This is a genomic window from Microcoleus sp. T3_B1 (assembly GCF_036700445.1).
Lineage (GTDB): Bacteria > Cyanobacteriota > Cyanobacteriia > Cyanobacteriales > Microcoleaceae > Microcoleus.
Genome location: NZ_JAUBOX010000008.1, coordinates 1 through 12,967, shown reverse-complemented (window position 1 = coordinate 12,967; position 12,967 = coordinate 1). Strand labels below are relative to the sequence as shown.

General features: G+C 45.8%; 12 protein-coding genes and 1 tRNA gene. 5 read left to right on the top strand and 8 right to left on the bottom strand.

Annotation, left to right across the window (positions count from 1 at the left end):
- The first annotated feature begins 563 nt into the window (after positions 1 to 563).
- Positions 564 to 1,136, top strand: coding sequence for a DUF4360 domain-containing protein (locus QT990_RS06870; RefSeq protein WP_333465061.1), 573 nt, complete (start codon positions 564 to 566; stop codon positions 1,134 to 1,136).
- A 140-nt stretch (positions 1,137 to 1,276) separates the two neighbouring features.
- On the opposite strand, the gene QT990_RS06865 is transcribed toward QT990_RS06870, so the two are convergent.
- From QT990_RS06865 to QT990_RS06855, 3 genes are all read right to left on the bottom strand, one after another.
- Entirely contained in the window at positions 1,277 to 2,524 is a 1,248-nt protein-coding gene (locus QT990_RS06865; protein ID WP_333465060.1) for a URC4/urg3 family protein, read from the bottom strand.
- Entirely contained in the window at positions 2,521 to 3,603 is a 1,083-nt protein-coding gene (locus QT990_RS06860; RefSeq protein WP_333412850.1) for an adenylate/guanylate cyclase domain-containing protein, read from the bottom strand. Before QT990_RS06860 ends, QT990_RS06865 begins: the two co-directional genes overlap by 4 nt.
- 89 nt (positions 3,604 to 3,692) lie before the next feature.
- On the bottom strand, positions 3,693 to 4,940 hold the full coding sequence (locus QT990_RS06855; RefSeq protein WP_333465059.1) for a GTP cyclohydrolase II: 1,248 nt from the start codon (positions 4,938 to 4,940) through the stop codon (positions 3,693 to 3,695).
- A gap of 418 nt (positions 4,941 to 5,358) precedes the next feature.
- Here QT990_RS06855 and QT990_RS06850 point away from each other — a divergent pair, with 418 nt between their 5' ends.
- Together QT990_RS06850 and queC are read left to right on the top strand one after the other, a co-directional pair.
- Positions 5,359 to 6,693: a cytosine deaminase gene (locus tag QT990_RS06850; RefSeq protein ID WP_333147061.1), complete on the top strand. Its 1,335-nt coding sequence runs from the start codon at positions 5,359 to 5,361 to the stop codon at positions 6,691 to 6,693.
- A 247-nt stretch (positions 6,694 to 6,940) separates the two neighbouring features.
- On the top strand, positions 6,941 to 7,615 hold the full coding sequence (gene queC, locus QT990_RS06845) for a 7-cyano-7-deazaguanine synthase QueC (RefSeq protein ID WP_333465058.1): 675 nt from the start codon (positions 6,941 to 6,943) through the stop codon (positions 7,613 to 7,615).
- A gap of 248 nt (positions 7,616 to 7,863) precedes the next feature.
- Here the strand turns inward: queC and QT990_RS06840 are convergent, their stop codons facing one another.
- A complete protein-coding gene (locus tag QT990_RS06840; RefSeq protein WP_333147056.1) occupies positions 7,864 to 8,193 on the bottom strand; it encodes a tetratricopeptide repeat protein in 330 nt (109 codons plus the stop codon).
- 35 nt (positions 8,194 to 8,228) lie between these two features.
- Positions 8,229 to 8,558 (bottom strand): tetratricopeptide repeat protein, encoded by a 330-nt coding sequence (locus tag QT990_RS06835; protein WP_333147054.1) that lies wholly within the window; start codon positions 8,556 to 8,558, stop codon positions 8,229 to 8,231.
- Between the two features lie 164 nt (positions 8,559 to 8,722).
- Here QT990_RS06835 and QT990_RS06830 point away from each other — a divergent pair, with 164 nt between their 5' ends.
- Positions 8,723 to 9,337, top strand: a complete 615-nt coding sequence (locus tag QT990_RS06830) for a hypothetical protein (RefSeq protein ID WP_333465057.1) — start codon at positions 8,723 to 8,725, stop codon at positions 9,335 to 9,337.
- Positions 9,338 to 9,344: 7 nt separating this feature from the next.
- Here the strand turns inward: QT990_RS06830 and QT990_RS06825 are convergent, their stop codons facing one another.
- Entirely contained in the window at positions 9,345 to 10,826 is a 1,482-nt protein-coding gene (locus QT990_RS06825; RefSeq protein WP_333147050.1) for a hemolysin family protein, read from the bottom strand.
- Positions 10,827 to 10,894: 68 nt separating this feature from the next.
- Positions 10,895 to 11,587: a hypothetical protein gene (locus QT990_RS06820; protein ID WP_333465056.1), complete on the bottom strand. Its 693-nt coding sequence runs from the start codon at positions 11,585 to 11,587 to the stop codon at positions 10,895 to 10,897.
- Positions 11,588 to 11,772: 185 nt separating this feature from the next.
- On the opposite strand from QT990_RS06820, the gene QT990_RS06815 reads away from it, so the two are divergent.
- Positions 11,773 to 11,845: transfer RNA gene (locus QT990_RS06815), tRNA-Ile, on the top strand.
- Between the two features lie 255 nt (positions 11,846 to 12,100).
- On the opposite strand, the gene pyrR is transcribed toward QT990_RS06815, so the two are convergent.
- Entirely contained in the window at positions 12,101 to 12,634 is a 534-nt protein-coding gene (gene pyrR / locus QT990_RS06810) for a bifunctional pyr operon transcriptional regulator/uracil phosphoribosyltransferase PyrR (RefSeq protein WP_333147047.1), read from the bottom strand.
- Positions 12,635 to 12,967: the final 333 nt, after the last annotated feature.

Below are 12,967 nucleotides of genomic sequence, written 5' to 3'. Positions count from 1 at the left end.
CATCGAGGCATTCTTGACGCAAAAAAAAACCGGTTTCTGCCGCCCCTGCGTCCGGGACTACTTATATCAAACCCCTATTGAAAACACCAATATCCCGCGAATAAAATTCCCTCCGACAATTGCCTTTCATCCGCCCAGCGCGACACTAAGTATGCGAGGTTTGAAAATACACAAATATGTCATTCTCTCGTTTCCTCTTCTTCCCGCACTCTTCCTAATAACGCAGATCCGGGCCCAAAAGCCTCCCCACTGGTTTCGCTGTCTCGCGCTCCATCCAAGCCCAATAACACAGATCCGGAGTTTTGCACCGAAACCTTCCGGAACTTTTACCAACCGATATGAATCTTAAGAAGTATCAACATAAAACCTATTTTTTCGATTAATTCACTAATCGAAAAAACCTGAATAGGAACTGCCCATGAGGTTATAAGCTTGGCTTGACTGGCTTTTCATCTTGCAACATGAAGCCGGCAATATCCAAGTTTGAAAAACATTACCTAAATTCAGTTCCATTTTTTTAGGGTGCTCCTAACACACAACTGAACTTATTAAGGAGAACATCCATGAAGTTTGTAAAACTATTGCTAGCTACGGCATTAATGACAGCTTCTATCAGCCCCGCATTGGCTAATCCTGCCGTTCAAATTTTAGGTGCAAGCTACGGCGGTAGCGGTTGCCCCGATCGCTCTGCCAGCGTCAGCGTCAGCCCCGACGGTCAAGAACTCACCATCCTATTTGATAAATTTGCAGCCCAAGGAAATGTCTCAACAGAAAGCCGGAAAAGCTGCAATCTGAGCATTCCCATCAAAGTACCCCAAGGCTACCAAATTTCTATCTACGATGCTGATTATCGCGGCTACGTGGCTCCTAGAACCACAGGCAACCTGCGAGCAGAATACTTTTTCGCTGGAGCGCGCGGCCCAGTTTTTAATCGGAATCTCAGCGGCGAAACTAACTACAATGTTCGAGATAAGTTAGGTACTTTAGCTAATGTTTGGTCTCGCTGCGGCGACAGTGTAAATATGCGAGTAAATGCTGCGATGACAGCCCGCGGTGCCGGCATGGCCACCGTTGACTCCTTCGATTTGGCTCATCGCGGTTTAGTTTATCACGTCAAATATCGCACTTGCCGCTAAGCAGCTTGTTAGGAGTGTAGTGTGAGGTATTGTTTTCAGGTTTGAATTGGGAATTTTAAGTTGGAAGAGGGGATAATTTTCCCTCTTCCTTCTTGCTTCTTCCCTCTTGCTTCTTCCCTCTTCTCTCTTCCTTCTTCCCTCTAAAACACAGTCCCGTCACTTTCAATCTGAATTGGCGGCACTCCACCAGCCCTCAATTCGGCGGCAATCTTCCGCCCCGCCGCCCAAGTTCCTCCTTGCAAAATCTTCACCAGCGGCAATTGTTCCGCACTCAAATGCAGCTTTTCTCGAATAGCTGCGGCAATTTTATCTAAAAGATTCACAGTGAGCGATCGCCATTCTACTATAACTTCCGAATCCGGCAAGTAACTCTGCTCAAAAATAGCCGAATCTTTTGCCCGCAGCAGCCCAATATCCAAACACAAACCGCCGTTGCGGTACTCCGGCAATCCCGTTAACTCATCCAATCCGGCGACTTCTAAACCAAGTTCTTGCAGCGGTTCCAACAGCGAATAAGTCAACCACTGCGAGAGTTTGTGAAACGGCACGAATTCATCTCCCAAATTTTCTCCTTGTAATGCCCGATGCCGCCAAACATCCCCTAAATTAACGCCACCAATTGCATATCTTCCCGGCCAAATTTCCCCAAAACCTGTCAAAACAGCGCTCAACACATCACCAGCCTTCACAGTTTTGGTTTCAGAAACCCGACTGTCGAGCAAGTATTTTGCCAAATTGCCGGGACGCGGGTTTTCGCTACCAAATAATAATGGATGCTGGCAAATCGCATTTCCCAAACGCTGCAATAATTCTAATCTGCCTGTTAAACCAACTAGCGGATTCTCTCGACTTACCTGAAATCCAGCAGCTAAGGTTTCTAGTTTTAATTGAGAAAGTCCCTGAGAATCAGCTTGCCAAGGAAAATCGGGATTGCTGGAAAAAACACCTTGACAAAACATCCGCAAGCTGGCTATTGCTAACCCTTCAGAACGGCGGTAAACCTGCCCGGTTTCTGGTTCACAATACTGCCAATCTGCACCAGCACCGGCATCAAGCAAAACGCTGATAATTGCTAAATCAAATTTGATCTTAGCTTGCTCTATGAGTGCAAATTCTCCTAAAGCTGCATTCAATTCGGCGAGTCGCGACAAGTTGCCAGCTTCAAAATGTCGCCAGCGACTGTGAAAGGGAATGTTAAAATCGGGATATTGTTGGCGCGTTGTGTCAATTACATAATTTGCTGCTTTGTCGAGTTGGGATAAATCGACGCGGAAGTAGCGAAGTTTGTCCTGGCGGGCTAAATCAAAAAGCCGATCGCACTTTTGGCGAATAGCAGCCGGCGTTCTCAGATATTCTACAGTCTCAAGTTCAATATTGCCCAAGTTCATACTACCAAACATCGGTAAACATCGTTTTCTTGAAAAAAGTCAAACTGACTGTAATCTAAAAGATTATCTAAAATCGCATTTTTATCGATTTTGATCAGCTTATATTCCCACTTCGACCCGCTGACTTCGCGTTTTATGTGATCGGAAACTATCACCGAGTTTTTTTCTTTTCCCGGAGATACTATTTTACTTAAATCTTCCAGCCTGTCCGCGATGTGAATATCTTTTCCGTAAGTGCAAGACCTAAATATATATAAATTTCCCTTAGCAACTCCCACCGACAAGCCACAAGGTATTTGATTGGCGTTAATAAAAAGTTTCCAATTCTCGCACAGACTTTCCATTGCCGCTAAGGCTGAGTGAGCTTCCGGGAAAGTCAACAAATGCGAATCCCCAACAATACTCCGAATTGTGCCACCGTATTCTTCGCAAATTGTTTTTTCAAAAGTATCAAAGTTGGTGAGCAAATATTCCACATCTTTGATTGAATTAGATTCTTGATAAGCTATAAACCCTCTCAAATCAGCTTTAATTATTGCTTGATTCTTGATGATTCGCGTTTTGTAACTTTGGTCAACTTTGTAGACTTTTTCAGGTTCGCTCATCCCTTTCAAAGAAAACTCGTTGACAAAAGATGTTTGCACTTCTGCTTTGTTGAGGGCCAGCCATGCTGCTTGGGACAAATATATTTCATCCGGCGGAGTTACTGATTCTATGCGCGCTGTTAAATTCACCGTATCGCCAAAGATATCTTTATCTTGATGCAAGACATCTCCTAATGTAATCGACACGCGAATAGCCAATCGTTCGTCGTTCGCCTTGCTAGATTGTTGCGATCTCAATTCTTGCTGCATTTCTATCGCAGCCACAGCCGCGGCTGTGACGCTGGGAAAAATTATCCAAAATGAATCACCTTCCCCTTTAATCACGCTGCCTTCATTTCGGGTGCTAATATCTGAAACAAAAGTTTTATGTTCGTTTAACAAACTACTTAAGTCCGACTGAGATAATTTTTTGACTCTGGCGGTATATCCACAAATATCTGTTTTTACGATCACACTAGAACGCAAATTAGCCATAACCTACCCTGACTGATCCAAAACCAGCAATAAATTTTATCTAGCAAAGACGCGATTGTTCGCGTCCCATCGGTCGCGTCTTTGCCCTCTCAATCTCCTAAATCGCGTCCGATCGCTCCTGCAAGAATTGTAGCATCTGGTACAGGGTCGGGCGTGTAGTAGCCGGCGGCTTTTTTGGCGACGATTTCGACTTGTGCGTCTGCGGGAATCCAATCTTCAGGAATGGGGATGCGATCGACCACCTGAATGCCAGAATTGATAATCGCATTGTATTTCATATCGCTCATAGAAACTAAACTGTCAATGCGAGAGATCCCCAACCAGTGCAGCACGTCTGGCATTAGTTCTTGGAACCGCATATCTTGAACTCCCGCCACGCATTCAGTGCGCGTAAAATAGGCATCAGCGCGATCGCCCCCTTCCTGCCGTTTTCTGGCATTGTACACCAAAAACTTAGTCACTTCCCCCAAAGCTCTCCCTTCCTTGCGGAAGTAAACTATTACGCCAGAACCGCCTGATTGGGCCGTTTGGATGCAAATTTCAATCCCGTGTACCAAATAAGGGCGACAAGTGCAGATATCGGAACTGAAGACATCTGAACCGTTGCATTCATCGTGTACCCGTACCGCCAACTGCTTATCCGGGTCAGAAATATTCGCGACATCGCCAATAATATAAACCGTAGTTCCGCCAATTGGTGGCAAGAAAACCTGTAAGTCCGGCCGCGTCACTAAATCCGAGAACATTCCGCCTGTTTGCTCGAACAGGACACGGCGGAGAACGCTTTCTTGGGCCCCAATTCGCCTAGCAATTCCCGGCAAATACCACACCGGATCGATCGCAATTTTAGTTACTGCTAAATTGCCACCTGCTTTGACTATTTTGCCATCAATCTGCACTCGCCCCTTAGCGATGGCATCTTGCAATTCTGGCATATTAATGTGAGCTTTAGTGACAGCAATTGTCGGTCGAATATCATATCCCTGCTGGAGAAATGAAGTATAAATTTCGCTGACCAAACCCCCAAAGGGATCGAGAGAAACAATCAAATTGCGATCGCCCCAACTAGGGTGCGGCCCGATGTGTGCGGCCGGAGAGGTGTTGGTAAAATCGGGGCGGTGATCTGCTTGGAGTGCGCCGGAAGCCACTGCTAGCGCTCGATAAACAGAGTAGGAACCCGAATGAGTGCCGATCGCATTCCGGTGAGACGATTTGGTAAGGCTGCCAATCACAGGCCCCCGTTTCAGCGGATCGATTTCTCCCCAGTAAATGGGATGAGGTTTTGTGCCGGCTCTGTCGGGATGGGATGTTAAAACTATATGCTTGGGTTTTGACACAGTTGTTTTTGGCTCTTGCTATGGATGCTGCTGTTAGTTGAAAGTGAAATTGCAATCTGAAGCAGTGATTTATGATAGCAACAGGATTCAGGATCGGGAAGTATCCGGCATAGCAAAACTCGTGAAGCTGACTTGCGCGGTTTCTTCAAAAATATAAAATTTTTATATTTTTGCTTCAGCGATCGGGGCTGCACTACCAACAACAAAGCTACCTATTTAATTCAAGTTTCTTTAGCGATTTTATTTCATTTGTGCATGAGATTTTTTTGAACTAACCACAGAGGGCGCAGAGGACGCAGAGTCTCTATAAAATATAGAAAGAGGAAAAGAGAGATGTTCACAATTCCTGCAAGGGTTGCTATAGTTACAACTGGTAGTGCTGAATTATCAAGAAAATACATACTAACTCACAAAATTAATGTTGCCAAGTACATCTAATTATTTGCTCAAAAATAGTCGCGTACCCGCGTCTCTTCTAGAGATGAAATCGCTCGCCTCGTCAGCTTCTACTGTGGCGACAACGGGGAGTGAGAACAATTTTTGTTTGGTGGATTTGGAAATTGCGGCAGGGGCGATCGCCCAAATTACTCCAGCAGGTACAAAACCTGTATCCTCCTCTGGAGATATCCCAGTTATAGATTTGCAGGGCGGCTTAGTTTGGCCTTGTTTTGTGGATATGCACACCCATTTAGACAAAGGCCACATTTGGGAACGATCGCCCAATCCCGATGGAACTTTTGCCAGCGCGATCGAAGCGGTAGGCGCTGATGCCCAAAAAAACTGGAATGCAGAGGATGTTTACCGGCGAATGGAGTTCGGACTAAAGTGCAGCTACGCCCACGGAACCAAGGCTATCCGCACTCACATTGACAGCGCGGGCGAACAGGGAACCGTTAGTTTGGGAGTATTTGAAGCGCTGCAAGCCGAATGGGGCGATCGGCTGATCTTGCAAGCAGTTTCCCTGGTTTCCCTCGACTATTACCTGACACCCGCCGGCGAAAAATTAGCCGATCGCATAGCCCAAACTGGCGGCATTCTCGGCGGCGTCGCCTATATGAATCCCGACTTAGACAAACAACTCGATCGAGTTTTTGCCTTAGCCAAAGAACGAAATTTAAACATCGACTTCCACACCGACGAAAACGACGATCCAGATTCAGTAACATTGCGGGAAGTCGCAAAAACCGCCATCCGCCATGAATTTGGGGGTCAAATAATCTGCGGACACTGCTGTAGTTTAGCCCGACAACCCTCAGATTTAGTAACAGAAACTCTGGGATTAGTCAAGCAAGCAAATATTGGCATTGTCAGCTTGCCGATGTGCAACCTTTACCTGCAAGACCGAGAATCTCAGCATACACCGCGCTGGCGGGGAGTGACACTGCTGCACGAACTCAAAGCAGCAGGAATTCCCGTTACAGTTGCTAGCGACAATTGTCGCGATCCGTTTTACGGATTTGGCGATCATGATGTTTTGGAAGTTTTTAATATGGCAGTCCGCATCGCTCATTTAGATAGGCCCTATGGAGACTGGCCCTGTGCAGTGACAAAGACTCCAGCCGATTTAATGGGATTGCCGAATTTAGGACGAATTGCAGTGGGTTTACCAGCAGATTTGATTTTGTTTAAGGCGCGTAATTTCAGCGAATTGTTATCTAGAGCGCAGGGCGATCGCACAGTTTTGCGGCAGGGCATTAAAATTGATACAACTTTGCCCGATTACCGCGAACTCGATGACTTGTTACGAATTTAAATCGGACATTTTGTACGAATATCAAGAACAGGCAAGATGCCTGTTCCACAAAAGATGAATTTTCTTTCTACTCGTTACTAGGCAGAGCCGGGGAACCAGTTAATTGAGTTTTGTGGAACGGGCATCTTGCCCGTTATTGACAATGGTGTAATATGTAGGTTTCAAAAAGCATTTAGCATTGGTATATTGTCAATTCGCCACTATTTTGATATAAATATAAAAGCTAATTTTAGTGAGGATGTTTTAAGTGAAAGCAGTTATTTTATTGTCGGGAGGGCTAGATTCCTCAACAGTTTTGTATCAAGCCAAAGCCGACGGCTGCGAGTGTTATGCTATTTCCTTTGACTATAAGCAAAGACATCGGCGGGAGTTGGAATCAGCAAGGGCGATCGCACTTTCGGCCGCGGTTAAGGCACATCAGATAGTAAACTTTGACTTGACACTGTGGGGCGGTTCCGCTTTGACGGATGATGAGATGGAATTGCCGATCGATCGCAATCTTGCAGAAATGTCCCAAAACATCCCCAGTACCTACGTTCCAGCTAGAAATACAATCTTTCTCAGCTTTGCCCTCGCCTACGCCGAAACTCTAGAAGCCGATCGTATTTACATCGGTGTCAACGCTTTAGATTATTCCGGCTATCCCGACTGCCGCCTCGATTACATCCAAGCCATGCAGGAAGTATTTCGGTTAGGAACCAAGCAGGGAAGGGAAGGAGAAGCTATTAAAATTATAACACCTTTGATCGAACTTAAAAAAACCGAAATTATTCAATTAGGCAACAAATTAGGAGTACCTTGGGAGCAAACTTGGTCTTGCTATGCAGGCGGGGAAAATGCCTGCGGCGTTTGCGATTCTTGTCGGTTGCGGCTGGCTGCTTTTGAGGAATTGGGATTGAAAGATCCGGTGCCTTATACTTAAACAGGACTTACGCACGACGCCCCAGAAACCGGGTTTTTTCGAGTCTCTTTGCTTCCGCCCGCCGAAACGGTAAAAAACCCGGTTTCTAAGCATCGCAGCGGGTGGTCAGAAACCGGGTTTTTTCGCAAGAATATATTACAGATGGCAGAAGCTGCCAAAAACCCGGTTTCTTGGGTTTTGATGGGTAAGTCCTGCATGACTAAAATTTTTAAAATTGATTCTTAGTTAGTTTGGAATCATCCGAGTGCTTATTTACCTTTCGGCTCATCCTCAACTTCCGGTTGACCCTGGTCTTCCTGTTCAAACCTAATTTCATTTTGCAGCGAATTCAATGGGACTAAAAGCTGATCAGCCATTTGCGATTTTCCTCTAGCCCTGTAGATATCTATAGCTTTCTGAAAATCTTCCACTCCACCCTGTTTTTCTCCAATTACAGCTCGCATACGAGCACGAACCATATAAGCTTCTACAAAATCAGGATTGAGATTAATTGCTTGAGTAAAAGCTTCAACTGCTTCCTTATACTGTCCTTTGCGACCGAGGTCAAATCCTTGTTCATAAAGTTCTTTAGCTTCCATCGCATTCCTTAATTTATTTTGAATCAGTAGGCTGCTTATTTGTCTTCCGGCTCATCCTCAACTTCCGGTTGACCCTGGTCTTCCTGTTCATCCTTAATTTCATTTTGCAGCGTATTCAATGGGACTAAAAGCTGATCAGCTATGTCTGATCGTCCTCTAGCCCTGTAGATATCCATAGCTTTCTGAAAATCTTTAACTCCCCCATGTTGGTCTCCAGTTCCAGTCCGAGCATAAGCACGGTAAATATAAGCTTCTACAAAATCAGGATTGAGATTAATTGCTTGAGTAAAAGCTTCAACTGCTTCCTTATACTGTCCTTTGCGACCGAGGTCGAATCCTTGTTGATAAAGTTCTTGGGCTTTCATAGCATTTCTTAATTTCTGCTGTTCATCGCGCTTGCATAAAGGATCGAGTCTGTTGACTTGACCTGATGAATCAATTATAAAGCACCCTGGTTCTTCCTGAGCAGTCGCTACAGTCTGAAAAAGAGGTAGACTAATTATTGATTGTTTTTCCCAAGTTAAAAGATATGTCTATTGAAGAGCGCCGAGGTATTGAATCTATTGACGTAAACCAAAATCTACTTCTCGTTCGCGCTCCTATTGAATTAGTGGCGCAAAAGCTTAGTAGGGCGAGACGCGCGGATGTCTGGGAACGGGATATCTACGATCGCGAAATCGAAATTACGGCCGAAAGCTATATTGTATTTCAGTTCCGAGGACATCCTTGGACGATCGTTGAGCAACTGAATCATCATCCCGGTTCCCTTGTATTTGGAGAAGGAGATGCTATCACCCTTTCCTGGTTCCTATCCACTCGCGCCATCTACTACAAATGCAGCGACACTTGCGGTTATATTGGTTATAACTGCTACGACAGAGGTGCATTTGCGGAGATGCTGTACTTTGAGGAAGAAATGGATCTCCTATTCCTCTCTGATTTTCGTGAGGTTAAAGCTGAGGACATTGACAGTGCCTTTCGCTTTACTTACGCTTTTATGCAGGAGCAAGATATATATATTCCCAACGCACATTACGAAAATGTGAAGGTTGGCGATCGCATTAATTTACGCCCCAAAGGCCCGACGTTAGATGATTTAGTACGCAGCGACTTCGAGCGAGTAGATTATCTAGGTATTCGCTAAAATATTCTCAACTAGAAAATTTCGCCACACTACTCACCCCGCTATTCTTTCGCCCTTTCCCGACATTATTTTCCCCATCCGCTGCTGCAATTCCATCTAAAGCTCGATCGCCCGCAGCCCCTTCCAACAAGTGAATTTGAAGTTGATCCAAGCGCGGCCCGGACACAGAAACAACCGTAAGTTCCACATTTTCGCCCCGCCAAACTTCCCCAGCAGCCGGCATTCTTTGCAACTGATAACTCAGAAAACCTCCGATTGTCTGATATTCGTCAGTTACTGGCAAATCCAAATTCAATATTTGATTCACATCATCTAAATTTAACTGCGCTTGCACCAAAAAAGTGCGATCGTCCAATACTTGCAAAGCAATTTCTTTGCTGTCGGGCGACTCGTAGCTGCGGCCGATAATTTCGGCAATCAAATCCCTCAGCGTCACTAACCCGGAAATGCCACCAAATTCATCGACAACTATCGCAATTTCTTCCGACGAACTCTGCATCAAAGGCAGCAATTCTCCCAGCAGCATCATCTCCGGCACAAACCTGACCGGACGCATCCAAGGTACAATTGGCGTGTCGGGAGAGAGCAAACCTTCAGCTAGGGGTTTCGCAAGTTGTTTGAAGCCAATAATGCCGATAATGTCGTCTAAAGAATCTCCCGTCACGGGATAGCGGGAATGGTTAGAAATCGCCATTTCGTCGAGCAAATTTTGAAAGGTTGCCGTCTTCGGAAGTGCGACAATGCTAGGCCTCGGCACCATTACTTCTTGTACCCAAACTTCGCCAAATTCAAAGACGTTGTTGAGCAATTCTCGCTTTTCTGCTTCCAAGCCGCTTGATTCGCTGGAAGTAGCTATAATTAATTGCAGTTCTTCGGGAGTAACCGGCCGATGCCTTAGATCGTATTCGATGCCCGCAAACCGCAAAAGCGATCGAGTAGATTGATTGAGAAACGAGACAAAGGGATTGAACAAACGGGCAATCAATAAACTTGGAGGCCCTAAAGTTCTGGCTAGCTGTTCGGAATACAGTAAGGCTACAGATTTGGGAAAGAGTTCGCCCAGTACGATTTGCAGGTAAGCTAGCAGGAAAAAAGTTACTATTGATATGCTAAAAGAATGGGCGATCGCCGACTTGATGTAAATTGGCAGTGGCAAATAGCCGATCGACATTCGCACTAGCACGGCGATCGTACTTTCTCCAATCCAGCCGAGAGCTAAACTAGAAAGAGTGATTCCCAACTGCATTGTCGAAAGCAATCGCTCAATACTTTGCTGCAAAGATTGCACAGTTAAAGCTGCAACGTCGCCAGCTTCCACTAACTGATTGATGCGCGATCGGCGTACCGTCACCATCGAAAACTCAGCCGCCACAAAAAAAGCATTGATCGCAATCAGCAACAGCACTGACAGCAACCGCGACAGCACCTCTGTCAAACTCATCGCGGGTAAATCAGATATCTCCTGCACTCTCGCCCCTAAAAGTGACACAATGCTCCCTAAAAAAACTTTATCGATCGAACCTGAGAATCCCTCTGCAGGTTTGGTCTTCTTTTATTTTACTTCGCCACTGGAATGCCAGATATTTGCAACTGAAGTTTTTGACCTGGATAATCTGTCAGCGTCAGTGAAACTTCCTTAGCATTTTCCAGCAAAGCTGTGGGAATACTCACCGTACCGTAAAACACCTGCCCGTTGGGGGGGAGTTCCGAGGGCAAATCCTCGGCAGTCGCGCTTAGGGCCCGGCCACGATCGTCAGTGACGTTCAAGAAACTGTAGAGAAACCTCACAGCTTGGGAGCCCTCATTTTTCATGCTCACGTCTAGCAGCATGGAATTGTTGCGCTGACTGGCCGCGCTCACTTCCAGAGTTATTCCCCCGTCGCGACTGTTCAGGGGAAACTTGGCGCTGGTATTTTGTGCAGCCGGTTTTTTGGCTGCGGCTGGTTTAGAGCTTGCCTTCTCTGTTTTAGTATTTGCCCCGGCCGTTGTTTTTTCGGGATCGCGACCTTCTATCCGTGCTTTGACGGTTGTGAGAATGTCTTTTTCTTTCAAAATGCTCACTTGGTCTTTGCTAGCGGTCGTTCCAGCCTTGCCACTGCCAGCATTGTTGCTGGGACGAACATCGGGTTGAGTCGTTCCTTGTAAGGCTTCGCGACCTATAGTAAATCCCCAAACAGAACTCGTCACGCCTGCTCCAAACATTAGAGCCAGCAGAATTAGAGTCAGCACTACCGTCGAATTCACTGCCATTGCCTATAAGTTTATGCCGAGTCGTAGAAACTGCTTTGTCCGGTCGATCGGCGAGAGCACATTGGCTAACAGGCGATCGGGGACTCAGCAGATCTAAAGATTTTGATTTTTGTTCTCTAGTTCTAGCACGGACTGAGAAATTATGTTATAATTCATTTTGAGTTAGGTCGAAGAAATCGATTTAACGGCAGTTGGCCGAGCGGTTTAGGCAGCGAACTCATAATTCGCCCCAGGCAGGTTCAACTCCTGCACTGCCGATTTTTAAGAACATAGGACGCTCCGCGCGCGAAAAACCCGGTTTCTTCCTAGAGGCTTGCTTACCCAAAAGCCCCTATTCTGGTAGAAACCGGGTTTTTTACGTTGTCAGTGGGCGGAAACGAAGTATTTTGCTCAGTGATGGACGCAAAAAGTGGTTTGACGCGCTACTTACAGCCCACCCTACTTAGTTTATTTAGCTGGACTTTGTTTAACAGTCAGTTTTGCCCAATCTCAAATCTCAAATCTCAAATCGTATCAACCCTTAATTAACTCCACTCCGTCGCGCCCGTCGAGCTCTTGAACGTAAACCTTAACTTGTTCTTCCTTTGCAGTCGGCAACTTTTTACCCGTAAAATCCGGCTGAATCGGTACTTCTCGGTGGCCGCGATCGACTAATACCGCTAACCAAATTTTCTCCGGCCGCCCGTAATCGTTCACCGCATTCAAAGCCGCTCGAATCGTTCTGCCTTTATATATAACGTCATCTACCAACACCACGGTTTTGCCCGTCAAATCGAAAGGAATTTCTGTTTTAGCCGGTGTCCGCATCGCAACTCGATCCAAGTCATCTCGGTAAAAGGTAATATCCAAAGCGCCCACGGATACTTTAACTTGTTCGAGCACTTCAATTTGATCTGCCAAAATTTGAGCTAAAGGCACTCCTCTACTATGAATGCCCAACAGCACTAACTCCGAGGGGTTCCCTGATTTTTCGACAATCTGGGAAGCGACGCGGGTGAGAGTGCGCCTCACTTCATCAGGGGATAAAATTTGGATAATTTTAGTCATTGGTTGCTGCGAGCTAATTGTTGGCTGTTGGCATATCGAACAATTGGAGATTTGAGATTTGAGATTTGAGATTGACTTGACAGATGAATCTGGGGGTTTGAACTCAAGTCAAAACTTTTTTTACTCCTGTCTGTGGCGGATCTCTGTCTTCTGCTGGGCTTACCCGGAACCGATGAAAAGCAGATGCTGCGATTGCAATGCTTGGAGCGCGAACAATAACAGAAATACGTTATTTATGCCTGATACTTTTAATTCAGACAATCCCCGACAATCGGTGAAAATCTGAATATAGCACACTCATCAGACAGGTCCCAGAGTATGGTGGTATCCCAC